The sequence below is a fragment of the Enterobacter cloacae complex sp. SHL022 genome (genome assembly GCF_049237785.1).
Taxonomy (GTDB): Bacteria; Pseudomonadota; Gammaproteobacteria; order Enterobacterales; family Enterobacteriaceae; genus Enterobacter; species Enterobacter hormaechei_C.
Map to the genome: position 1 here is coordinate 263,818 of NZ_JBMKJH010000005.1, position 22,960 is coordinate 286,777.

Sequence of the window (22,960 nt, forward strand, 5' to 3'; positions counted from 1 at the left end):
GGGAGGTTAACAATGAGCAAGAATTTGTTTTGCCTGAGTCGTCAGGCGATGACGAGAAAACATTAACTGTAGGCGGCCACCGCCGACCTGTTGCCACAGCACGGCGGCACGGATGCCTGCCAGCAGCGAAGCGCGTACCTTCGCCTGTACCTGTGGGCTTTGCAATACGGCAGGCGAACCGGTGACCTGAATACGCGGGCCGAGCGGGCTAATCACGTCAACATAGATACCGGCCATCGCGCTCAGCAGGGTCTCAGACTGGAGGTCAAAGTGGTCGAGCTGGCGCTGTAGCCCGGCGATGCGATCGCCAAGGGTATTCATTGCGCCTTTTGCCGCGTTCAGCTTACGTTCCAGCACCATCAGGCTTAAGGTGTAGCGGGTCAGTTCCGCATTCAACCCCTGACGGTTGCTGGCGTTGAGCACGCCGAGCAGAGTTTCAAGACCGAGACGAAGATTGGTTTCACTGCCGCCAAAGACGCCCAGCGTGGAGCCTGGGTTGAGGTCGATAACGCTGTTAAGTGAAACGTGCAGGGCGTCAGCGTCGCAATGACCCTGATGCGCCAGCTGTTGCACCAGACGGGCTGACTGGCAAATTCCCGCCAGCGCCAGGGTGATGTCGTAATAGTTCTTCGCCACACGATCTCCTTTATGTGTGCAAACGGTTTAAACAGCAGGCAGCGGCAGGCGCTGTTCAATGATCCCACCGCCGAGGCAAATTTCGCCGCTGTAGAAAACAGCAGACTGGCCAGGGGTAACGGCGGAAACCGGCTCGTCGAAACGCACGTCAATGCGATCGTCATCCAGTGCGGTTACGGTGCAAGGGATGTCCGTCTGGCGGTAGCGCGTTTTCACTGTGCAGCGCAGCGTGCCTTTCAGCGGCTCGCGATCGACCCAGTGCAGCTGTTGCGCGATCAGTCCAACGGACATCAGGCGCGGGTGGTCGTGACCCTGAGCCACAACCAGAATATTGTTTTCGACGTCTTTGTCGACCACGTACCACGGATCTTCGCTGCCCTCTTTGGTGCCGCCGATACCCAGACCTTTACGCTGGCCGAGAGTGTGGTACATCAGTCCCTGGTGCTGACCAATCTCATCACCGTCAACGGTGACGATTTTGCCCGGCTGTGCAGGCAGGTAGCGCCCCAGGAACTCGCGGAATTTACGCTCGCCGATAAAACAAATACCGGTGGAGTCTTTTTTCTTCGCGGTGATCAGATCCAGATCTTCAGCAATCTTACGCACTTCCGGCTTTTCCAGCTCGCCGACCGGGAACAGACTTTGGGCAATCTGTTCGTGGCTCAGCGTATAGAGGAAGTAGCTCTGATCTTTATTGCCGTCCAGGCCGCGCAGCAGCTGGCTTTTGCCATTCACATCCGCGCGACGCACGTAGTGGCCAGTCGCAATGTAGTCTGCGCCCAGGTCTTCCGCAGCGAATTCCAGGAAGGCTTTGAATTTGATCTCTTTGTTGCACAGGATATCCGGGTTTGGCGTGCGGCCCGCTTTGTACTCTTCGAGGAAGAGTTCAAAAACGTTGTCCCAGTATTCTGCGGCAAAGTTAACGGTGTGCAGTTCGATGCCGAGCTTATCGCACACGGCCTGCGCATCGGCGAGATCCGCAGCGGCAGTGCAGTATTCCTCGCCATCGTCTTCCTCCCAGTTCTTCATGAACAGGCCCTCCACCTTATAGCCCTGTTGCTGCAACAGGTAGGCGGAAACGGAGGAATCGACACCGCCGGACATGCCGACGATTACTTTTTTCTGGCTGTTATCTGACATGGAATACTCACGACATTGAACTTCAAGGCGGCGTATTCTATCACGCCCCCCCACCATTGACACCCTCTGTAAACGGCCAGTTAAATTCTGCAATGACATCCAGCGGCAGGCGCGCCGTAGACTGCCAGCAGCGGATGCTTTCCGCAACCAGTGGCGAGCGCAGGTTTGGCGCGTTCAGGATCTCCTCTGCGGTCACCCACAGGCAGCGATCGATATCGTCGTCGTGCGGTTCAGTGGCGCACGTTTCGTTAAGCTCAACGGCGAATAAAAAGCGCAGGAAAGGTGTCTGGTCAGGCGCTATCCACTGATGCATACGGATAAAGTGCTGCGGTTCGGCGCGGATACCCGTCTCTTCCCAGAGCTCGCGTTTCGCTGCCTGCAATAAGGTTTCATTGGCTTCAAGATGCCCGGCTGGCTGGTTCCACAGCGCTTTGCCGTTAATGGTCTCTTCCACCACCAGGAATTTCCCCTGCGCGTGGACCACGCAGGCGACCGTAACATGAGGTTTAAACATCAGTTCTCCTTAGGGGTAACATCCCGCCATTCCCCGTTTGCCAGCGAGTCCAGCGTATAGCTGCCCATGGCGTAGCGAATGAGTCGCAGGGTAGGGAAGCCCACATGCGCAGTCATGCGCCTGACCTGTCGGTTGCGGCCTTCATAAAGGGTGATTTTAAGCCAGCTGGTAGGAATGGATTTACGCTCACGAATCGGCGGGTTGCGCGGCCACAGCCACTCGGGTTCATTCACACGTTCAATACCAGCCGGCAGGGTGGGACCGTCGTTCAGCGTTACGCCGTTGCGCAGCTTTGCCAGCGACGCGTCGTCCGGCTCGCCTTCAACCTGCACATAGTAAATTTTTCCGGTACGTTTGCCCGGCTGAGTAAGCCTGGCCTGGAGCACGCCGTCATTGGTAAGGACCAGCAGCCCCTCGCTGTCGCGATCCAGGCGTCCCGCTGCGTAGACTCCCTGTACGGGGATAAAGTCCTTCAGCGTGCTGCGCCCGGCCTCGTCGGTAAACTGCGGCAATACATCGTAGGGTTTATTGAACAGTATGACCCGCGTTGGCTGGGGTTCTGGCGTTCTTCTGGTGGCTTGTCGTGAGCTGAATCGCTCAACCCGGTGTTTTCTAAAAGAAGTTTTCGTCATGGTATTTTCAGGCGTTATCAATTGCCGCATTATAGCCTAATAACGAAGACCTTTCATGGCGTCGGACAATCAGGTACTATCGGAAGGCTCATTACAATTTATTAACATAAGATCAGTAACAACCAGAAGCGCTCGAAGGAGAGGTTAATGGAAAGCAAAGTAGTTGTTCCGGCGGAAGGTAAAAAGATCACCCTGCAAAACGGCAAGATTAACGTTCCTCACAACCCGATTATCCCGTTCATCGAAGGTGACGGTATCGGTGTAGACGTTACCCCGGCGATGCTGAAAGTGGTTGATGCCGCTGTTGAGAAAGCCTACAAAGGCGAGCGTAAAATTTCCTGGATGGAAATTTACACCGGTGAAAAATCCACTCAAGTTTATGGCCAGGACGTCTGGCTGCCAGCCGAAACGCTGGACCTGATCCGCGACTATCGCGTTGCTATCAAAGGCCCTCTGACCACGCCAGTTGGCGGCGGCATTCGCTCCCTGAACGTGGCGCTGCGTCAGGAACTGGATCTGTATGTGTGTCTGCGTCCGGTGCGTTACTACCAGGGCACCCCAAGCCCGGTTAAGCACCCGGAACTGACCGACATGGTTATCTTCCGTGAAAACTCTGAAGACATCTACGCGGGTATCGAATGGAAAGCGGACTCTGCTGACGCAGAAAAAGTGATTAAATTCCTGCGCGAAGAGATGGGCGTGAAGAAAATTCGCTTCCCTGAGCATTGCGGCATCGGCATCAAGCCGTGCTCCGAAGAAGGGACCAAGCGTCTGGTGCGTGCCGCCATCGAATACGCTATCACCAACGATCGTGACTCTGTGACCCTGGTGCACAAAGGCAATATCATGAAGTTCACCGAAGGCGCGTTCAAAGACTGGGGCTACCAGCTGGCGACCGAAGAGTTCGGCGGTGAACTGATCGACGGCGGCCCATGGCAGAAAATTAAGAACCCGAACACCGGTAAAGAGATCATCATTAAAGATGTGATTGCCGATGCGTTCCTGCAACAGATCCTGCTGCGTCCTGCTGAGTATGACGTGATCGCCTGTATGAACCTGAATGGTGACTACATCTCCGATGCGCTGGCAGCACAGGTGGGTGGTATCGGTATCGCCCCGGGCGCGAACATCGGTGACGAGTGCGCCCTGTTCGAAGCCACTCACGGTACTGCACCGAAATACGCAGGCCAGGACAAAGTCAACCCAGGCTCTATCATTCTGTCCGCAGAGATGATGCTGCGTCATATGGAATGGTTCGAAGCCGCAGACCTGATCGTTAAGGGTATGGAAGGCGCGATTAACGCGAAAACCGTCACCTATGACTTTGAACGTCTGATGGAAGGCGCTAAACTGCTGAAATGCTCAGAGTTTGGCGACGCGATTATCGCGAACATGTAATCCACTCGCTGGGTTAAATGACAACGGGAGCCTGAGGGTTCCCGTTTTTTATGCACACAAGACGGAAACAACGCTATGACCCATGATATCCCGCTCAAGTATTATGACATCGTCGACGAGTATGCGACTGAAACGGCGAAACCGGTAGAAGAGGCAGAGCGTACGCCGCTGGCACACTATTTCCAGCTGCTGCTCACTCGCTTATACAACAATGAGGAAATCAGTGAAGAGGCGCAGCGGGAGATGGCTGTCCAGGCGGAGATAGACGAAGCGCGCATTGACGATATTGCGAACTTCCTGAATCAGTGGGGCAATGAATAACGCATCATCGCGCTGAGTCTGCCAGCAGCCTGGCGAGGTCGTGCCGGGTTAGCGACTTTGAAAAGTACCAGCCTTGTACGAGGGCATCGGGGTATCTCTGCGCGATGAACTGAAATTGTGTTTCGCTTTCAACCCCTTCAAAAACCAGGGTTTTGTTCAGTTTAGCGAGCGCGTCGCTGAAGATCACCAGGATATCCTGTTTATAGTGCTCGCTGATGCCGTCCACTAACGACTTATCTACCTTGATTTCGTCATATTTGAGATTTGTGAGCCTGGCAAGATTAGAGTTTTGCACGCCAAAATCGTCTATTGAAATTTTGACGCCTGCCGATTTAAGCTCCTCACAAAACTCTTCAAGGATGGCCGAGGTGGAAACGCCATTCTCGGATAACTCAACTTTGATTAACGATAAAGGAATCGCGTTCTCTGAGCATGCATGACGTAATACCGACAGGAATTTGCCGTCTTCAATTTCCGTCCGGCCAACGTTCAGTGAAATCATTAACTGATGTTCAGCGGCCAGCGCGGCAATTTCCGCCAGGGATTTCTTTATCATGTTCTGATAATAAACGTTATACAGGCCAATTTTTTTGATTAACGGGATAAACAGCTCAGGAGAAACCTCTTTGTGATTGTTATCCTGCCATCTTGATAACACTTCAACCCCGACGATTTTCTTATCAGCCACCCGAATAACGGGCTGAAAATGAACGCTGATGGTATTCGCTTTCACCGCCTTGACCAGCGTTCGCTCCAGTGAACGTCGGTCTTCATAAAGTCGAAGAGAAAACAGCGTCAGGGATACCCAGATAAAGTATAAAAACAGACACAGAAGCACCATCACTACGTGGGAGAGCGAAGCCAGTCCGGCATCGTGGTGTGTGACGGTGACACACAAATCCCAGCGTGTACTGCACTCTGTCACAGCCAGCGTAAATAACAGAGACTGTAAGCGGCTAAGGTTTTCTGATGGCGGCGTAACGGTGAAAAAGGTGCGGCCGAAATCTTTAGTGGAAGAACGAAGCGAATAGTTGGCGGTAACGGGGGCAAATTTATCGTAGGCTGAACGGGAGGTGAAAATAATAAGGTGGTTATAAGTTGTCGCATTACCGATAAAGAAATCTTTCTGCGAAAACTGCGCCAGACTGAATCCGTTCTGGGTTTTATGCAGCTCAGGGGGAAGGGCGATGGGATTTGCCAGCTTGCCCCAAAACGCGGTGCAGGTGATTTTCCCCTTTTCAATAAACCCCACATCGGCGAAATAGAGACTACGCATCTTTAATTTTCGGTAGACGTTCAGACTGGCGCTATCGCATCCCTGCACGGTGGTATTTTTAAGCGTACTGGCGATATTTTGTGTTAACTCTTCGGAATAGCTTAAGAGCGTGTGGGAGATCTCCCTCTGCCGGTTCTTTTGCTGCTCAACGATAATGGCGTTAACCGCATACAGCGACAGGACGACCATTAGGGTTGAGATGATAGCAACGGCAATGGCCTTCTTCATTTTCCTGCTGTCCCGCCACGTCCTGAGGTGCAGGGATCTTATCACAGGTCATAAAAGCTACAAGTATGAGAGTTGAGCCGGCACGGAATCGGAAGGAAATCCACCCTGCCAGGCTCCTTTCAACTCAGAACCACTCAAACCGTGTTGAGAGCAGTAACAGTAGCGTACTGGCAGAAACAAGATTAAGGCAGATGACGAACTTGCTCGATACGTTCATGTTATCAACGCTTTTTGGTTATTCAGAAGCCACAGAGAATAGCGTTTCACCTCCACAGAAAAAACGCCAGATTTTGGTGGGTTGAGGCAAAAAAAAGCCCACTAAAAAGTGGGCAAGAAATACTGGAAGCAATGTGAGCAATGTCGTACTGAATACCTGAGTTATTTGCTCAACTATTCAGTAATGAGAAAGATAATCTTTCTCAGTAGAAGATGCAACCCCAGGATGAGTGTGGATCGACATTTTTTACTGCTCATATTTTACTCAAACGAGCCGTGTGATTCTTATCACAAATTTCCTTTCTCAGATCCTGTGCTATCCTTTTCTGTGTCGTTGATTTAATGACAAAAACCATACAGAGAGGAAAGCTATGGGAATTTTATCCTGGATTATCTTTGGGCTGATTGCGGGGATCCTGGCGAAGTGGATTATGCCGGGCAAAGATGGCGGCGGTTTCATCGTCACGATCATTCTGGGGATTGTGGGTGCAGTCGTCGGCGGCTGGATCAGTACCCTGTTCGGCTTTGGCAGAGTTGATGGCTTCAACTTCGGCAGCTTTGTCGTCGCGGTGATTGGCGCGCTGGTTGTTCTGTTTATCTACAGAAAAATCAAAAGCTAAATCTGACCTGTGTTAAAAAAGGCTGCCTGACGGCGGCCTTTTTACTTTGGGCGTTACCACCAGCCTAACTGCGTACCGGCGACGGCCACGATGGCGACAATCAGCATGATGATGGTCGTTTTTCTCATTTATGCCCCCGGCGCGGCGTAACCGCCAAGGAAAAACCAGCCTAAAAACACCACCGCTGTGATAAAAATAACCACCGGAAAGAGGATCCCTATTCTCATGCCATCACCTGTTTGAGTTTGTATAAGGCCGTAGAGTGTACGGTTTTAATCTAACGCGACAAAGCCTGTTTTGCTTTTTCCTTTTTTATCCTGATACATCGCGAGGTCCGCGGTGCGCAGGGCGCTATCTTCATCCGTGCTGTGAGGATCAACAATAACGACGCCAAGGCTTGCACCGGGATAAAGAATGGTGGCATTGCCTAACCCGTATTCGCCCGCAATAAGACCATTGAGGCGGGTTTTGATTGCGTTGATCTCTGTACTGGCGTCGCCATCATCGCTGTGACTCAGGCTGGCAACCAGAAATTCATCGCCGCCGAGCCGGCCAATAATCTCATCCTGCGTTTGCTCGTGAGTCAGTCGCTTGCCGACCTGTACGAGGAAGCGATCGCCCGCCTCATGCCCGTACTGGTCATTGATTCGCTTGAAATCATCGAGGTCAATAAAGGCAATCATGACGTTGCGGCTAAGATGGCGCGCCAGTGAGAACAGGGTGGTAAGGTTTTCAAAAATGGCGCGACGATTCGGCAGGCCGGTAAGGGCGTCGGTGTAAGAGTGGGCAATGAGCGCCGCATTTGCTTCGCGAAGCTGAAGCACAAGCGACTCTTTCTGAATGTACTGACCAATTAACCCGGCAAAGAGCCTGATCACCTGCTCGCCACGCTCGCTGAACTGTTTCTGTGCGGTGCTGGCAGCGCAAAGCGTGCCGTACAGAGAACCGTCAGCCAGGTGAACCGGCACGCTCATATAGGTTGTAATACCCAGTGCTTTTGCCGCTTCACACTCCGGCCAGCGGTCAGGCACCTCGTTACTGAACAAAGTGTCGCTATCCATGGCGCGCTTACAGAGCGTTTCGTCCCAGGGCACGCTGAACCCTTCCGGGATTTGCATTTGCTTGCTGTTACGGGCATATAAAATGTGCTGCAAACGCGCGTTAATATCGATTTTGGTCAGGTAGGTTGATTCCATATCCGTCACAATTTCCAGCATTTCCAGTAGCTGACGCACAAGACTGTCGAGAGATTGCTCAGTGGAGAGGGTTTCTGAAACACGGGCAAGAATGATATCTGACATGAGGCAGGTTGACTCCCATGCAGAAGACCTCTGTATCTGCATGTTATGCTGAAAATTTAGACTCCGGTCATAGTAAAACATGAACAGGATTAATTTTATAGATTCTTCTGAAAGCGGATGAGGGAGAGGCTAAAAAAAAGCCCCGATGTTGAGATCGGGGCAAAACATCTTGATTACGGAATGATGTTCTCTGGTCAGTGTGAGAACAGGTATCACTATAAGAGGGAATCGTGCAGGTTTAATGGAGAAATCATGGAGAAAACGGCGATGACCCGTTACTCTGACGTTTTTACACCCTGAAGGATCATGATAATGAAATATCTTCTCCTGGCGCTGGTTGTACCACTGGCCGCCTGCTCAACAAAGACCACCCCTCCTGATGCGCCTCAACCGCCGCACGCTATTGGTATGGCAAACCCGGCGTCAGTGTACTGTCTGGAGAAAGGGGGAGAGCAAATCCCTGTCCAAAGCCCGCAGGGTGTACGTACCGAGTGCAAATTACCAGGCGGGGAAGTGATCGATGAATGGGATCTCTACCGCCGCGATCACCCGCAACCAACCAGATGACAAGGGCAATAAAACTGCGATACACTTCTCTTTAGGATTATTCTTAGCCAGTTTCTGGCAGTACGTTTGCGAGAAGAAGTATGTTTCAGTTAAAACCGGGCAGCATGGCGATGATCGTGGGTGCGCGTACGGCGGCAGGCCGTCGAAATATCGGTAAATCCGTGGAGCTGTTTGGCCTTTGTCAGCCGGGCCAGCGTTTTGTAAACCCGGTTAACGGCGTCATGACGCAATTACCTGATACATCAGCACGTGCGCTGTGGCTGGTCACCGGTGATGTTTACGCCTTTGATAACCAGCACGGTTTTGCGTTTGTTCGCCCGGAACATTTGATGCCGCTTACTCCCGACGAGATGCCACACAACGTGGATGAGCTGGCGATCGGTTAATCACAGTTTACGTAGCCAGTCCGCCAGTACCCGCGCGTGATTCTGCTCCCTGTTTTTCGCCCCGTAGAGTAGCGTCACGGTCTGCTGTCGGGCGAGGGCCGCCAGGCGTTTGCCTTCATCCTGATGCTGCGCCAGCTCTTTACGATAGGCTTCACTGAACGCAGTGAAATCTATCGTTTCACTGTGAAAAGCTTTTCGCAGTTCGCTGGACGGCGTTAGCGATTTACACCACTCATCACAGGCGAGGTCGGTCTTTTTTATTCCTCGCGGCCAGAGTCTGTCTACCAGCACCCGGTAACCATCGTCTGACGTTGCCTGTTCATATACGCGCTTACATTGAATCATCCGTTTTCCTCCTGCCGTGCGACGTTCGGCAAGAACACTATAGCACCCGTCTTTTATACACCCAATTTAAGGTATTGTGGTAATTGCAAAAGATCGGTAGTCTGAGGCTCCTTATGTTATCTGAAAATCCTCCGGCATAAGGAATCTCTCATGGAACTCTCCCCGGTTAAAACGACGCTGCGCATTGCGCTGGTTGGTGATTTCAATCCTGATGTTATTGCGCACCAGGCGATCCCGCTGGCGATTGACGACGCCGCTGCGGTTCTGGATCTCACCGCTGATTATGACTGGCTCGCCACGCCTGAGCTGACCAGCCCCGAAGACCTCGTCGGGTATGATGCCATCTGGCTGGTACCGGCAAGCCCGTATAAAAACACCGAGGCGGCGTTTATTGCGGCGCGTTACGCGCGTGAGAATAGCATCCCCTTTCTCGGCACCTGCGGCGGGTTCCAGCATGCGCTGATTGAGTATGCGCGTAATGTACTGGGCTGGCACGATGCAGGCCATGCCGAAACCGATACCGAGGGAAGGATGGTGATTGCGCCGCTGACCTGCTCGCTGGTAGAAAAAACCGACGCGATAGAGCTGCGGAATAACACGCTGATTGCCAAAGCGTATGGCAAGCCGGAAATTCAGGAGGGGTATCACTGCAATTATGGTGTCTCGTCTGAGTTTGCCAGCCAGCTTGAGCGGGGCGACATGCGCGTAACGGGCTGGGACGAGCAGGGCGAGATCCGCGCGGCAGAGCTGATAACCCATCCTTTCTTTGTCATCACCCTGTTCCAGCATGAGCGGGCTGCGCTTCAAGGGCGACCTGTCGTGCTGGTACAGGCCATGCTGCGGGCGGCGCAGGGATAAAAAAAGCAGACCGTCAGGTCTGCCTTGAATGTCAGCGGGGTGTGATCTCCCGGTCACGCCCGGCCAGCATGCCGCACAGGGCCATCACTACCGCAGCCAGCGCACAGGCCAGCAGCGGAATGCGCCAGTCTCCGGCGGTATCGTGAATTTTCCCCATCAGCGGTGGGCCACAGGCCGCCAGAAGATAGCCAATCGACTGTGCCATGCCGGAGAGCGCGGCGGCCTGATGTGCCGAGCTGGCCCGCAGTCCGATAAACGTCAGGCCGAGGATCATGGTGGCGCCGGATCCAAAGCCAAACACCAGCGTCCAGACGACGGCCAGCCCCGGCGCGAACCAGAACCCGGCCGCACTGACAGCGCACATCAGAGCGACAAGCCCGGCTATGCCACGCTGATCGTTAAGACGGTGCAGGATCAGCGGAATGGCGAGACCGGGAACAGCGGTTGCCAGCTGGAGAAGCCCGTGCATGGAGCCAGCCTGCGTTTCGCTGTAGCCGTGGCTAAGCAAAATCGCGGGTAACCAGCCGATAATGACATAGTAAATCAGCGAGTTAATGCCCAGAAAAAGTGTTACCTGCCAGGCGAGTGCCGAGCGCCAGATAGCCCGGTTGTGCAACGCGCCCGCGCCGGTCAGGGTGGCGGCCGGCCTCTGGCGCCATTGCGGTAACCACAGCAGCAGCGCCACCAGCGGGAAGAACATCAGCATCAACAGCGCTCCGTGCCAGCCACCACTCCCCAGCGACAGCGGGACGATCAGCGCCGACCCTGCGGCAGCGGCGGCCCCCATCGTCAGCGAATACGCCCCCGTGAGTTTTGCGACCTGGCCCGGAAAATCACGTTTGATTAAGCCAGGTAACAGGACATTGCCCAGCGCAATCCCACAGCCCACGATCGCCGTACCGATAAACAGCAGCGCGGCCGACGGCAGCGAACGTACGCCAATCCCGATGCAAATCAGCAGCAGAGCGATAAAAAGGCTGCGCTCCATGCCCAGGCGCCGGGCGACGCCTGCGGCAAGGGGAGAGATAAAGGCGAAGGCAAGCAGGGGCAGCGTTGTGAGCAGGCCGGTTTGCGCCGTGCTTAAGCCATAGTCCTGTCGGATGGTGTCGAGCAGGGGGGCGACACCGGTAAATGTGACGCGCAGCGTCGTGGCGATCATCAGGATGCCTGCAACCAGCAGTGCACCCTGTTTCCCGGAAGGTTGAATAGCAGTAGTCATTATTGTCTCTTACGTTCAGGCGAGCGCATACCATACCGATTTAAGTTGTGGTTGAAATCAGGCTAAAATGACAGTTTATCGCTAATATCGGACAACTTTATGTACGGACTGGGGCTCGACGGCTACGATCCCGATAGCCAGCACGACGCGGCGGTGGCCTTTCGCATCCGCGTGGTGGCACAGGAACAATTTATTCCGCTGCATCAGCACCGCAAAGGGCAGCTGATTATGGCGCTGGGTGGAGCGATCACCTGTGAAGTGGAGAGCGCGATGCTGATGGTGCCGCCCCAGTATGCGGTGTGGATCCCAGGACAAACGCCGCACAGCAACAAGGCGACGCCCGGCGCGCAGCTCTGCCTGCTGTTTATTGAACCCGGTGCGCTCGAATTGCCGACGCGTACCTGTACGCTGAAAATATCGCCCCTGGTGCGGGAGCTGGTGCTGGCGCTTGCGGACAGGTCACGGGAAGAGTTGCCTCTTCCCGCTACGGGAAGGCTGGTAGACGTCCTGTTTGATGAACTGCCCCTGCAACCGCAGGAGCATCTACAGCTGCCGGTATCTCCGCATCCAAAAATTCGCCTGATGAGTGAGACCATGGCAAACGAACCTGCCGCATGGCAGACGCTGGCGCAGTGGGCAAGCCACTTTGCCATGAGCGAACGCAATCTGGCGCGGCTGGTGGTGAAAGAGACCGGCTTAAGCTTTCGCCGCTGGCGGCACCAGCTCCAGCTGATTGTCGCATTGCAGTTTTTGATCGGCGGGAAGTCGGTCCAGCAGGCGGCGCAGGCGCTGGGGTATGACTCCACCACCGCCTTCATCACCATGTTTAAGAAAGGGCTGGGACAGACGCCGGCCCGCTATATCGCCAGCCTGACTACGACTTCCCGATAAACAGCGAAACCAGACCGGCAGCAATCAGCGGGCCAACCGGCACGCCACGAAACAGCGCCACGCCTAACACGGTGCCCACCAGCAGCCCGGCCACCAGCGAAGGCTGGCTGCTCATCAGCGTCACGCCGCGACCGCCAAGCCACGAGACAAAAACGCCCACCGCAATCGCCACCAGCGATTTCCAGTTTACAAAGGAGTGCAGCAGCGTTGAGGCCGGTAGCGTTCCGCTGGCAATCGGGGCCATCACGCCGATGGTCAAAATAATGATCCCGATGGTAAGCCCCTGTTTTTCTATCCACGGGAAGAAGGTGTTCAACGGTGTGACGCGAACGATGATCAGGACCAGAATGGAAATCGCGACGGTGGTGTTGTGGCTGACAAAACCCAGTGCAGCCAGGGCCAGAAGTATGAGCAGTGTAGGGTCGAACATGACGGGGTCCTTGCCAAAAATAGTAAGCCTGCTTACTTTACGCGCAAACGCGTCGGCAGGCAGGCTTTACTGAAAAAATTGTCTATTTTTGGGCACTTGCCTGACGTCAGTCCACCAGTTGCTGGATAAGCGGACTCCCTTCGCGGATAAACACCGGGATGGTTTCCAGCGCCGCAGGCACCCGGATGTGCTCCCCACCGGCGTAGCGCTCACCGTTGAGAGCGACCCAGCTATTGCCCGTCGGCAACCAGACATCGCGCTCACGCTGGCCGGCCTGCATAACCGGTGCCACCAGAAGATCTTCGCCAAACAGATACTGATCTTCACACGCCCAGCTCTGCTTGTCCTGCGGATAGTGCCAGAACAGCGGACGCATGAGCGGGTCTCCGTGCAGATGAGCCTGCTGGTACAACGCGTCAATATACGGGCGCAGGGTTTCGCGCACGGTAAGCCAGTGCTGCATGATGGCGTAATTCTCTTCTCCGTAACTCCACAGCTCATTAGGCGAACCGCTGTTACACTGAGGAATGCCGTCACGGTAGCGCTCCGGAGGCTGGATCTGCGGTTCGCGATAGCCGTGCATGCGCAGAACCGGTGTAAACACCGCCCACTGGAACCAACGGATCAGTAATTCGTGGAACGCCGGGTTGTTAACGTTCCCTCCCTGGAAGCCGCCGATATCGGTCGTCCACCATGGGATCCCCGCCAGCCCCATATTCAGTCCCGCGGCGAGTTGATTGCGAAAAGCATGGAATGAGGAGTGGACATCACCCGACCACGCCAGCACGCCGAATCGCTGGCTGCCTGCCCAGGCGCAGCGTACAAGGTTAACAATGTCGGTTTCACCGTTTGCCTGGAGCCCATCGTAAAAGCCCTGCGCAAAATCACGCGGGTAGCGATTGCCCACTTCCAGTACCGGACCGGCGTGGTAGCGATAGTTGTCAAAATCATAGGCGCGGTATTCCGGTTCCGCTTCGTCCAGCCAGAACAGCTTAATGCCCATGTCGTAGTAATTTTTCTTCACCGTATCCCAGACGAATTTCCGCGCCTCAGGATGGGTCGCATCAAAGAAGGTGGTATTGCCCATAAAGTCGAGGTTGACCTGCACGCCACGTTCACTGCTGACCAGCCAGCCTTTGGCTTTCATCAGCGGATAGAGAGGGCTGCGCGCCTCTACCGTTGGCCACACCGACACCATCAGCGCAATACCCATTTCGCGCAGCTCGTCGACCATCCCTTCAGGGTCGGGCCAGTCTACGGGGTCGAAGCACCAGGTGCCCTGATTCGGCCAGTGGAAAAAGTCGATGACCATTACCGACAGCGGCAGATTACGGCGGCGATACTCCCGCGCAACCTCAAGCACCTCCTGCTGGGTGCGGTAGCGTAATTTGCACTGCCACAGCCCGCTGATAAACGCCGGGGCGGCGGGCGGAGTTCCGGTGGCTTTTACATACTGGCGGGTGATATCCGCCACCGTGTCAGCGGCGGTGATCCAGTAGTCCATTTCTCCCGTCACGCGGGCGCGCCATTCCGTCTGATTTTTTGCAAAGCTGGCTTCACCAATCGCCGGATTGTTCCACAGCAGGCCATAGCCAAGGCTGGACTGCATAAAGGGCACGCTGGCCTGGGAGTTGCGCTGCGCCAGTTCCAGCGTACAGCCTTTCAGATCCAGCCACGGCTGTTGATACTGACCCATGCCATAGATGCGTTCATCCGGACGCGATTCAAACCGGACGGTGAGCTGATATTTTCCCCCCATTAGCGGCTTAAATTCACGGCCATCCAGCTTCATGGCGCTGACATATTTATCCTGACTCTTCTCGCTGGCACCGATACCCACCGTTGAACGCTGGCGCCACATCTCTTCCAGCAGCAGTTCGCCGCGCTGATTGTAGAAGGCCAGCTGACCTTTAAGGTTCAGCGTCGCGGTAATATTGCCGTTGCGCAGCGTCAGGCTTTCCGCTTCGGCGATAATCTCAGCCTGGCAAGGGGCGGCGGGCAACAGTGCCTGTAAGGCGTCCTCAAAAGCCGGGGAGCAGGTGGCCCTGACGCGCAGGCTGTTTTCTCCCCACGGTTCAATACGCAGGATCTGGCGTTCAAAACGCCATTCGATGCTGTTGGAATGTTTAATCAGCTCACTCATGGATAACGCGTCCTTCTAAACAGGGTTTTTGGCGAGATGGATGGATTGCATTGTGCTGTCGTCGAGCTTATACCAGCGCAGCGTGGCAAACGCGCAGAGTGACAAGACGCCAGGCACGACGGTGAAGAGGGCGATGATGCAGTACATGGCCGTGTTGGTCTGCTCCGGGGCATTGGCAACATAACCGCTTAAGCCCAGCGTCCAGCCAACAATCGCGCCGCTGATTGCCATCCCCAACTTGAGTACGGCGAGGAAGGTGGAGAAGATCACGCCGTCCATGCGTTTGCCCTGTTTCCATTCGCCGTAATCGGCGACGTCCGCCATCATTACCCACATCAGCGTGGTGGTGGCCTGGTAAAGGGTGGAGACGATAAACGTCATGGGCACCAGAATAAGCACCGACTTAGGCGCAAAGAACAGAGCGATGCTGAGTACCCCCGCCAGTACGGAACAGTATCCAAACATCTGCACTTTGCTGACGTTCCGCGTCAGACGTTTGGCCAGCGCGCTGCCTGCGGCTTTCCCGAGAATATGCGCCCCGAGCATCCACATAAAATAGCTTGCGCTACCGAGATAATAAGTGACGAAATACATCATTGCGCCAAGGCGAATAACGCCAAAACCAATGTTGGTTAATACCAGGACGGCGACAATCCGCCATTGGTCGTTTCGTAATAAATCCCGCAGTTCCGCAAGATAATTATTGTGGGTAGCGGGAGCCTTAATACGTTCACGCGTATTGGCGAAGCAGATCCAGAACATGACGACCGCGACGGTCGCCATAATGGCCATTGCCCAGCGGTAGCCCAGTAATTTATCGTCGCCACCTAAAAACTCTGCCAGCGGCATCATAAAGAATGTCGACAGCGCGCCACCCAAAGTGGCAAGGAAAAAGCGATAAGACTGGAGGGAAATTCGCGCATCGTTGTCGGGCGTAATTACCGCGCCCATGGAGCAATAGGGAATATTGATTGCGGTGTACATCAGCATCATCAGGGTATAGCTGACGGTGGCGAAAATCATTTTACCGTGCAGATCGAGGGACGCCGGCACGGCGTAGGTCAGCAGACAACTTGCGCCAAAGGGCAGCGCCAGCCACAGCATCCAGGGACGGAATTTGCCCCAGCGCGTGCGCGTCCTGTCAGCGATATAGCCCATCGCCGGGTCTATTATGGCATCGGCGGTTCTCGCCAGAAGAAACATGGTGCCCACGAATGCGGCAGGTAGCCCCACCACGTCCGTATAGTAAAACGTCAGAAAAATAATGACGTTATCCAGCCCAATATGGCTCGCCATATCGCCTAACCCATAACTGATCTTTTCTTTACGGGTAATTATCTCGGTCATTGTATTCACCTTGCCAGTGTAAGGTTTATTTTTGAGGTGCTCCGTAAACAGGGTTAACCAGGATGAAAAGGTTAACAATTGCGAGATCTGGCATCGGGGTTACGTAAATTTCTTTTCGTGATACCGGTAACAAATAAAGTATTTAAACAGTGACTTTATACGGAGGAGGATAGTTAACAGCGAATCGTTTCAGCGAAAAAAATCGTCTTTTCGCGGACGCGTCATTGTCATTTAGCTGTCATTGTGGGGGAGTAAAAAAGAGGTAAATGGGCAAAGCAGAGGGCATCATGAACGATCCTATGTTTGTCGAAACGCTAATTATTTCCTCATCATTTTTTATCATCGCGATTATTTTGATTGCTTCCGTGCTGCTGCTGGAAAACGGCTGACCGTTAGCCAGCCGCTGTATTTATTGTTTACGGAACGTCACCAGTTCAGGACGGGCGATACGCAGATAGTCCTGGGTATCCATTATCACCGATTTTTCCAGCAGGCCGGCGTTAAAGGCGATTTCATCGAAGCGCTCAAACAGCAGCGGATCGGCGACCAGCGTCAGATCCGGATGAAAGCTGAAGGGGGGAATGGCGCCGAAAACGCAGCCGGTAAGCGCATCCACTTCTGCCGGACTGGCGAGAGAGGCCTTTAGCCCACCGAAATGGCTGGCCAGCAGGCTCAGATCGGCCTGCCGATCGGCGGCAAGGATTGCCAGAATATGTTTCTTAACGCCGTTGCCTTTTACCTTGCAGACCAGTGCTTTTGCACCCTGCCGGAGATCGGTCCCGCGAATTTCACTGACCGCTTCGCATTTCCCAACGGCCTCATGCGCCACCACGCGAAAGCGCGCCTCCTGCTCGGTTAATAAGCTGATTAGCCGCTGATGGGTCGTCGTCCCGGTCACGTCATCAGACATAACGATTTCACCTGTGATTTGCCAATACGTAGCTTGCTACATTAGCACGGGACGGAGAGGGCTGAAAGAAAACAGCCAGCGGGAGCGCTGGCTGTTGGGTCATGCGTTGCTGGTGGATGACTGTTTCTGGAACAGTTCCCGGAAGACCGGATAGATGTCATCCTGGTCACGAATGTGCTGCATCGCAAAGTTATCAAACATCGCTTGCAGATGCTCATACTCACGCCATAGCGTCTGGTGGGCGCGACGGGTAATTTCAATGTAGCTGTAGTAACGCACCACCGGCAGGATCTTCTTCGCCAGAATTTCATGACACAGCGGCGAGTCATCCGCCCAGTTATCGCCATCCGATGCCTGCGCGGCGTAGATGTTCCACTGCGCCGGATCGTAGCGCTCCTTCACTACCTCATCCATCAGCTTCAGGGCGCTCGACACGATGGTGCCACCGGTCTCCTGCGAGTAGAAGAACTCATGTTCATCCACCTCTTTCGCCTGAGTGTGATGGCGGATGTAGACCACCTCCACGTTCTTATACGTTCTGCTCAGGAACAGATAGAGCAGAATATAAAAACGCTTAGCCATATCCTTGGTGGCCTGATCCATTGAACCTGACACGTCCATCAGGCAGAACATCACCGCCTGGCTGGAAGGCTCAGGGCGTTTTTCGTAGTTCTTGTAGCGCAGGTCGAACGTGTCGATAAACGGCACCCGGTCGATCTTCGCCCGCAGTTCGGCAATCTCTTTTCGCAGGCGCTCCTCTTCCAGCAGTTGCGCCGGTTCCGTGTTTTCCACTACTTTCAGGCTGGTTTCCAGCTCGCGCAGTTCGCGCCGTTTGCCTGCCGTCATCGCCGTGCGTCGCGCCAGCGAGTTTTGCAGTGAACGCACCACGCTGATGTTGGCGGGCACCCCATTTGCGGTATAGCCCGCACGATGGGTTTTGTATTCGTTGAGCTGACGGTGCTGATTCTTTCTCAGATTCGGCAGGGCCAGATCCTCAAACAGCAGATCGAGATATTCGTCTTTTGAAATCTGGAAGACAAACTCATCCTGGCCTTCTCCGTCCTGGCTGGCTTGCCCCTGACCGCTGCCAGAACCGCCGCCTCCGCCCTGGGGTCGCTCGATTCTGTCATTCTGGACGAAGTGGTCATTACCTGGGTGTACACGATGGCGAAGGCCGCCACGCCCCTGATGAAACATCGGTTCGCTGATGTCATCGTTGGGGATGGAGACGGATTCGCCGCTGTCGACGTCGGTCACCGAGCGTTTGTTGATGGCCTCGGAGATCGACTGTTTAATTTGCGCTTTATAACGGCGCAAGAAGCGCTGGCGATTCACCGTGCTCTTGTTTTTGCCGTTAAGACGCCGGTCAATAAACCAGGTCATATATCCCCCGTACTGCATTTGCCAACTTGCAGCGTCCGTAAGTGCCGGACATTTTGTTGGCCCGGTAAGCGCGTTACCGGGCACTTGTTTTAAGACGATTTACGCACGCGCAGATACCATTCACAAAGCAGGCGGACCTGTTTGCGCGTATAGCCTTTTTCCATCATACGGTCGACAAAATCGTCGTGCTTTTTCTGCTCGTCGGTTGAGGTTTTGGCGTTGAACGAGATAACCGGCAACAGCTCTTCCGTGTTAGAGAACATTTTCTTCTCTATAACGGTGCGCAGTTTTTCGTAGCTGGTCCAGTTCGGATTGCGGCCGTTGTTATGCGCTCTGGCGCGCAGCACGAAGTTCACAATCTCGTTTCGGAAGTCTTTCGGGTTGCTGATCCCGGCTGGTTTCTCGATTTTTTCAAGTTCCGCGTTCAGGGATTCACGGTCAAACAGCTGGCCGGTATCCGGGTCGCGATACTCCTGATCCTGGATCCAGAAGTCAGCGTAAGTGACGTACCGGTCGAAGATGTTCTGGCCGTATTCGGAATAGGATTCCAGATAGGCGGTCTGGATCTCTTTGCCAATGAACTCGGCGTATTTCGGGATCAGGTAGCCTTTCAGGAACTCCAGGTAGCGTTCAGCCTGCTCCTGTGGGAACTGTTCACGTTCAATTTGCTGTTCCAGCACGTAGAACAGATGTACCGGGTTGGCGGCCACCTCCGCGTGGTCGAAGTTAAAGACGCGGGAGAGGATCTTAAACGCGAAACGCGTCGACAGACCGTTCATCCCTTCGTCGACCCCGGCGTAATCGCGGTATTCCTGGTACGATTTCGCTTTCGGGTCAGTATCCTTCAGGCTTTCCCCGTCATACACGCGCATTTTTGAGTAGATGCTGGAGTTTTCCGGCTCCTTCAGGCGCGACAGGATCGAGAAGCGCGACAGCGTTTCCAGCGTTCCCGGTGCGCAAGGGGCATGGACCAGCTCACTGTGGTTGAGCAATTTTTCGTAAATCTTGATCTCCTCGGAGATCCGCAGGCAATAAGGCACTTTGACGATGTACACACGGTCAAGGAACGCCTCATTGTTTTTGTTGTTACGGAAGGTCACCCATTCAGATTCGTTAGAGTGGGCAAGGATAATCCCGTTAAACGGCAGGGCGGAAATACCTTCCGTCCCGTTGTAGTTCCCCTCCTGGGTGGCGGTCAGCAGCGGATGCAGCACTTTGATCGGTGCTTTAAACATCTCGACGAATTCCATAATCCCCTGGTTGGCACGGCACAGCGCACCGGAATAGCCGTAGGCATCCGGGTCGTTTTGCGCGTGATGCTCTAGCTTACGGATATCGACTTTACCCACCAGCGCCGAGATATCCTGGTTGTTCTCGTCACCGGGTTCTGTTTTGGCAATGGCGATCTGCTCGAGGATAGACGGCCACACTTTCACGACGCGGAATTTGGTGATGTCCCCGCCAAACTCGTGCAGACGTTTTGCCGCCCACGGCGACATGATCGTACCGAGATAGCGATGCGGAATGCCAAACTCTTTTTCCAGAATTTGCGCATCCTCTTGCGGATTAAACAGGCACAGCGGATGGTCATTGACCGGGCTGCGCTCGCCGTTGGCGCTCAGCACATAGATCGGCACGCGCTGCATCAGCGCTTTCAGCCGTTCAGCCAGGGAGGATTTACCCCCACCGACAGGACCCAGCAGGTAAAGGATCTGCTTCTTCTCTTCCAGCCCCTGAGCGGCATGCTTCAGGTAGGAGACGATCTGCTCAATGGCATCTTCCATGCCATAGAACTCTTCAAACGCCGGGTATCGGGCGACCACCCGATTCGAAAAGAGACGGGAAAGCCGTGGCTCCAGGGCAGTATCAACCATGTTTGGCTCACCAATAGCCATCAATAGCCGTTCTGCCGCATTGGCATAGGCACTGCGATCTTGCCGACAAATGGTAAGAAACTCCTGCAGTGTGAACTCTTCGTCCTTGGCAGCTTCGTAGCGCTGGCGATAGTGATCGAATATATTCATGGCATGCCGTCCTTTCGTTTTTTAGCACAGGATAAGAGCCGTTCGTATGAGTAGTGGAGGCTCCCGGAAGAGAATTTTTCGCACCTCACTGCCAGAGCAGCAACCTGTGTGCCAGGTCGAAGGCTATGAACCGCAGGGTGTTCAGCAAAACCTCTTCTTAAATTAAAGCGTAGATGGCAATTGCAAAACTTGCATACGGATAAAATCTACTTTCAATGACATATCAATAACTCATCCAAAAATTTCCACTGCGGTTATAAGCGAAAAGCGGGTTTTTCATTTATCGGTCACATAAATGAAAGCGGGATGTCATCTGAAAAATGAAAAATAACGGGTTAATCAAACGGATTAGTGCGCAAAAAATTTTGGGATGTACGGGAATGGCGGTTACACTTCACCCGCTGATTATTTGACTACAGGAAAGAATGGATTGTGACCAAACTCAAACTTCTGGCATTGGGCATCCTTGCCGCTACCGCAGCGAGCACCGTACAGGCTGAGAGCCAGTGGACTGTTGGCGCGGGTGCTGGCGTGATTAACAGCCCGTACAAGCAGTATGACCGCGACGTTTATCCTGTCCCCGTTGTCACCTATGAAGGCGATAACTTTTGGTTCCGTGGGTTGGGCGGCGGCTACTATCTGTGGAACGATACGGCCGATAAGCTCTCCATCATGGCCTATTACGATCCAACGCACTTTAAACCAGGCGACAGCGACAGCAATGCGCTTCGTCAACTGGACAAACGCAGAAGCTCACTGATGGCGGGGCTTTCTTACGTCCATAATACCGAGTATGGCTTCCTGCGCACTGCGCTGGCGGGCGATACCCTGGACAACAGCAACGGCTTCATCTGGGATCTGGCGTGGCTTTACCGCTATACCAACGGCGCAGTGACGCTGACGCCGGGTATCGGTGTGCAGTACAGCAGCGAAAATTACAACGACTACTACTATGGCGTGTCTAAAGCGGAGTCTCGCCGCAGTGGTTTGAATAGCTACAGCGCGGATGATGGCTGGGACCCGTACCTGGAACTCACCGCATCGTATAACTTCCTCGGTGACTGGAATGTGTACGGTACTGGCCGTTACATTCGTCTGAGCGATGAAGTGAAAGACAGCCCGATGGTCGACAAGTCCTGGTCTGGCATCTTCTCTGTAGGTGTGACCTACAAGTTCTGACCAGAACGTAATGCATTAAAACGGGGCGCTTGCGCCCCGTTTGTTTTTTATGATGCCTGAACAATATTAGCGCTTCACAATCTTGATCGTCTGGCCTAAGCGGGACGGTTTTTCTTCGCTGGTTTTCTGCGGCGCGGTCACGCACGCGGTTTCCACGCAGACGAAGGTCTTGTAACCGTCATCCGGGATATCCGCCATGCTGACGGAAAGGGCAGGGCCCGGGTTCCAGCCCACTACGTTGCTGTGGTGGTGATGAACCACATCAATACCGCGGTTCAGCGCGCTGTCGTGGATGACGCTACAGGCTTCCGGGTGCAGGTATACGCGGTCGGTACGATCCGGGAAAGTCTGCACGCCGTCGTCCAGCTTGCCTTCTTTCGCGTTATCCACTTTGTCGATAAAGGTATCGCCAAGTCCGCTCACCTTAACGGCCTGAATGTCGCCTACGTTGAAATAGGTGTGCAGGGCGGACGTTGTTTCGAATTCGCCGTGCGCTTCCAGTTCAATCTCGCAGGTTTTACCCAGCTTGAAGCGGGCATACAGGGTGAATTCATGTGGCCACAGGGCGCGCGTTTCATCATTCGCCTGAAGCTCAAAGGTCAACACCGCGCCGTTTTCATCTTCGTTGTGGGCTTTCAGCGTCCACTGCTGGTTACGGGCGAAACCGTGAGACGGTAATCCCTGCTGCGCTGACGGGCCAAACCATGGCCAGCAAATCGGTACGCCGCCGCGGATCGCCGCCCCTCTTTTGAACGAGGTGGCCTCGCTTAGCCACAGGCCTTCTTCTTCACCTTCTGGTTTCCAGGAGAGCAGGTGGGCGCCGTTGAGTGCGACGGAGGCTTTAACGCGCGGATGATCAACGATGATGATATCGGCACCGTCAATCTGACGGCGGGAGAGCACAGGGGTAAGTTGTTCGACTACCGGAAGTGCAAAAATTTTATTAATCATTAAGCAATCCTCTGTCTAAAAACAATAAAAAAGGCGACCGAAGTC

27 protein-coding genes are annotated in these 22,960 nt (G+C 54.2%); 9 read left to right on the forward strand and 18 right to left on the reverse strand.

Annotation, left to right across the window (positions count from 1 at the left end):
* Positions 1-6: 6 nt before the first annotated feature.
* From hflD to rluE, 4 genes are read right to left on the reverse strand one after another with little or no spacing between them, the layout of a single operon-like run.
* Complete coding sequence (hflD, locus tag ACOTZD_RS12660; protein WP_006809213.1) at positions 7-636, reverse strand: high frequency lysogenization protein HflD; 630 nt, start codon at positions 634-636, stop codon at positions 7-9.
* Positions 637-663: 27 nt separating this feature from the next.
* The gene (mnmA, locus tag ACOTZD_RS12665; protein ID WP_032103856.1) at positions 664-1,776 is read right to left on the reverse strand and encodes a tRNA 2-thiouridine(34) synthase MnmA; all 1,113 of its coding nucleotides are present in this window, start codon (positions 1,774-1,776) and stop codon (positions 664-666) included.
* A 40-nt stretch (positions 1,777-1,816) separates the two neighbouring features.
* On the reverse strand, positions 1,817-2,290 hold the full coding sequence (locus ACOTZD_RS12670) for an NUDIX hydrolase (RefSeq protein ID WP_022650804.1): 474 nt from the start codon (positions 2,288-2,290) through the stop codon (positions 1,817-1,819).
* Entirely contained in the window at positions 2,290-2,952 is a 663-nt protein-coding gene (gene rluE / locus ACOTZD_RS12675) for a 23S rRNA pseudouridine(2457) synthase RluE (protein ID WP_022650805.1), read from the reverse strand. The genes ACOTZD_RS12670 and rluE overlap by 1 nt, the downstream gene beginning before the upstream one ends.
* Before the next feature lie 117 nt (positions 2,953-3,069).
* Here rluE and icd point away from each other — a divergent pair, with 117 nt between their 5' ends.
* Positions 3,070-4,320 (forward strand): NADP-dependent isocitrate dehydrogenase, encoded by a 1,251-nt coding sequence (gene icd / locus ACOTZD_RS12680; protein WP_003857898.1) that lies wholly within the window; start codon positions 3,070-3,072, stop codon positions 4,318-4,320.
* Positions 4,321-4,395: 75 nt separating this feature from the next.
* Positions 4,396-4,641 (forward strand): YmjA family protein, encoded by a 246-nt coding sequence (locus ACOTZD_RS12685; RefSeq protein ID WP_022650806.1) that lies wholly within the window; start codon positions 4,396-4,398, stop codon positions 4,639-4,641.
* A gap of 4 nt (positions 4,642-4,645) precedes the next feature.
* Here ACOTZD_RS12685 and ACOTZD_RS12690 read toward each other — a convergent pair whose 3' ends face one another.
* Together ACOTZD_RS12690 and yncL are read right to left on the reverse strand one after the other, a co-directional pair.
* Positions 4,646-6,145: an EAL domain-containing protein gene (locus tag ACOTZD_RS12690; RefSeq protein WP_155023258.1), complete on the reverse strand. Its 1,500-nt coding sequence runs from the start codon at positions 6,143-6,145 to the stop codon at positions 4,646-4,648.
* Between the two features lie 124 nt (positions 6,146-6,269).
* Positions 6,270-6,362 carry a stress response membrane protein YncL gene (gene yncL / locus ACOTZD_RS12695; protein WP_071524166.1) on the reverse strand — a complete coding sequence of 31 codons (93 nt, stop codon included), beginning with the start codon at positions 6,360-6,362 and terminating at the stop codon, positions 6,270-6,272.
* 370 nt (positions 6,363-6,732) lie between these two features.
* Here yncL and ACOTZD_RS12700 point away from each other — a divergent pair, with 370 nt between their 5' ends.
* Complete coding sequence (locus ACOTZD_RS12700) at positions 6,733-6,981, forward strand: GlsB/YeaQ/YmgE family stress response membrane protein (RefSeq protein ID WP_003857896.1); 249 nt, start codon at positions 6,733-6,735, stop codon at positions 6,979-6,981.
* Positions 6,982-7,034: 53 nt separating this feature from the next.
* Here the strand turns inward: ACOTZD_RS12700 and yoaJ are convergent, their stop codons facing one another.
* Genes yoaJ through ACOTZD_RS12715 form a run of 3 tightly spaced genes read right to left on the reverse strand, consistent with a single transcriptional unit; the run spans position 7,035 to position 8,282 of the window.
* Complete coding sequence (gene yoaJ, locus ACOTZD_RS12705) at positions 7,035-7,109, reverse strand: protein YoaJ (protein WP_015570794.1); 75 nt, start codon at positions 7,107-7,109, stop codon at positions 7,035-7,037.
* Positions 7,110-7,208, reverse strand: a complete 99-nt coding sequence (locus tag ACOTZD_RS12710; protein ID WP_015570793.1) for a YoaK family small membrane protein — start codon at positions 7,206-7,208, stop codon at positions 7,110-7,112.
* Positions 7,209-7,253: 45 nt separating this feature from the next.
* On the reverse strand, positions 7,254-8,282 hold the full coding sequence (locus ACOTZD_RS12715; protein ID WP_023315855.1) for a sensor domain-containing diguanylate cyclase: 1,029 nt from the start codon (positions 8,280-8,282) through the stop codon (positions 7,254-7,256).
* A gap of 312 nt (positions 8,283-8,594) precedes the next feature.
* Here ACOTZD_RS12715 and ACOTZD_RS12720 point away from each other — a divergent pair, with 312 nt between their 5' ends.
* Complete coding sequence (locus ACOTZD_RS12720; protein ID WP_022650809.1) at positions 8,595-8,849, forward strand: DUF333 domain-containing protein; 255 nt, start codon at positions 8,595-8,597, stop codon at positions 8,847-8,849.
* 80 nt (positions 8,850-8,929) lie between these two features.
* The gene (locus ACOTZD_RS12725; RefSeq protein ID WP_022650810.1) at positions 8,930-9,235 is read left to right on the forward strand and encodes a hypothetical protein; all 306 of its coding nucleotides are present in this window, start codon (positions 8,930-8,932) and stop codon (positions 9,233-9,235) included.
* On the opposite strand, the gene ACOTZD_RS12730 is transcribed toward ACOTZD_RS12725, so the two are convergent.
* Positions 9,236-9,580, reverse strand: a complete 345-nt coding sequence (locus ACOTZD_RS12730; RefSeq protein ID WP_003857886.1) for a DUF488 domain-containing protein — start codon at positions 9,578-9,580, stop codon at positions 9,236-9,238. It abuts the gene before it with no gap.
* 150 nt (positions 9,581-9,730) lie between these two features.
* Here ACOTZD_RS12730 and ACOTZD_RS12735 point away from each other — a divergent pair, with 150 nt between their 5' ends.
* Positions 9,731-10,438 (forward strand): CTP synthase C-terminal region-related (seleno)protein, encoded by a 708-nt coding sequence (locus ACOTZD_RS12735; RefSeq protein WP_022650811.1) that lies wholly within the window; start codon positions 9,731-9,733, stop codon positions 10,436-10,438.
* A 31-nt stretch (positions 10,439-10,469) separates the two neighbouring features.
* On the opposite strand, the gene ACOTZD_RS12740 is transcribed toward ACOTZD_RS12735, so the two are convergent.
* Positions 10,470-11,657 (reverse strand): CynX/NimT family MFS transporter, encoded by a 1,188-nt coding sequence (locus ACOTZD_RS12740; RefSeq protein WP_022650812.1) that lies wholly within the window; start codon positions 11,655-11,657, stop codon positions 10,470-10,472.
* Positions 11,658-11,756: 99 nt separating this feature from the next.
* Between ACOTZD_RS12740 and ACOTZD_RS12745 the strand changes: the two genes are divergently transcribed.
* A complete protein-coding gene (locus ACOTZD_RS12745) occupies positions 11,757-12,548 on the forward strand; it encodes an AraC family transcriptional regulator (protein ID WP_022650813.1) in 792 nt (263 codons plus the stop codon).
* Here ACOTZD_RS12745 and ACOTZD_RS12750 read toward each other — a convergent pair.
* The 3 genes from ACOTZD_RS12750 to ACOTZD_RS12760 all read right to left on the reverse strand — a co-directional run bounded on the left by ACOTZD_RS12750 (position 12,532) and on the right by ACOTZD_RS12760 (position 16,468).
* Complete coding sequence (locus tag ACOTZD_RS12750) at positions 12,532-12,978, reverse strand: DUF441 domain-containing protein (protein WP_003857881.1); 447 nt, start codon at positions 12,976-12,978, stop codon at positions 12,532-12,534. The two genes, ACOTZD_RS12745 and ACOTZD_RS12750, sit on opposite strands and share 17 nt — an antisense overlap.
* A gap of 106 nt (positions 12,979-13,084) precedes the next feature.
* Positions 13,085-15,121: a TIM-barrel domain-containing protein gene (locus ACOTZD_RS12755; RefSeq protein ID WP_174402052.1), complete on the reverse strand. Its 2,037-nt coding sequence runs from the start codon at positions 15,119-15,121 to the stop codon at positions 13,085-13,087.
* 15 nt (positions 15,122-15,136) lie between these two features.
* Positions 15,137-16,468 carry a glycoside-pentoside-hexuronide (GPH):cation symporter gene (locus tag ACOTZD_RS12760; protein WP_059370220.1) on the reverse strand — a complete coding sequence of 444 codons (1,332 nt, stop codon included), beginning with the start codon at positions 16,466-16,468 and terminating at the stop codon, positions 15,137-15,139.
* Positions 16,469-16,755: 287 nt separating this feature from the next.
* Here ACOTZD_RS12760 and yoaI point away from each other — a divergent pair, with 287 nt between their 5' ends.
* Positions 16,756-16,857, forward strand: a complete 102-nt coding sequence (gene yoaI / locus ACOTZD_RS12765; RefSeq protein WP_017384693.1) for a small membrane protein YoaI — start codon at positions 16,756-16,758, stop codon at positions 16,855-16,857.
* 20 nt (positions 16,858-16,877) lie between these two features.
* Here the strand turns inward: yoaI and ACOTZD_RS12770 are convergent, their stop codons facing one another.
* The 3 genes from ACOTZD_RS12770 to yeaG form a co-directional block, all read right to left on the reverse strand.
* Complete coding sequence (locus ACOTZD_RS12770; protein WP_022650816.1) at positions 16,878-17,378, reverse strand: YbaK/prolyl-tRNA synthetase associated domain-containing protein; 501 nt, start codon at positions 17,376-17,378, stop codon at positions 16,878-16,880.
* A gap of 99 nt (positions 17,379-17,477) precedes the next feature.
* Positions 17,478-18,761 (reverse strand): YeaH/YhbH family protein, encoded by a 1,284-nt coding sequence (locus tag ACOTZD_RS12775; RefSeq protein WP_017384692.1) that lies wholly within the window; start codon positions 18,759-18,761, stop codon positions 17,478-17,480.
* A gap of 89 nt (positions 18,762-18,850) precedes the next feature.
* The gene (gene yeaG, locus ACOTZD_RS12780) at positions 18,851-20,785 is read right to left on the reverse strand and encodes a protein kinase YeaG (protein ID WP_006809140.1); all 1,935 of its coding nucleotides are present in this window, start codon (positions 20,783-20,785) and stop codon (positions 18,851-18,853) included.
* Between the two features lie 432 nt (positions 20,786-21,217).
* Here yeaG and ACOTZD_RS12785 point away from each other — a divergent pair, with 432 nt between their 5' ends.
* Complete coding sequence (locus tag ACOTZD_RS12785) at positions 21,218-21,964, forward strand: MipA/OmpV family protein (RefSeq protein WP_022650867.1); 747 nt, start codon at positions 21,218-21,220, stop codon at positions 21,962-21,964.
* Between the two features lie 66 nt (positions 21,965-22,030).
* On the opposite strand, the gene ACOTZD_RS12790 is transcribed toward ACOTZD_RS12785, so the two are convergent.
* Positions 22,031-22,915 (reverse strand): D-hexose-6-phosphate mutarotase, encoded by an 885-nt coding sequence (locus tag ACOTZD_RS12790; RefSeq protein ID WP_003857869.1) that lies wholly within the window; start codon positions 22,913-22,915, stop codon positions 22,031-22,033.
* Positions 22,916-22,960 lie beyond the last annotated feature (45 nt).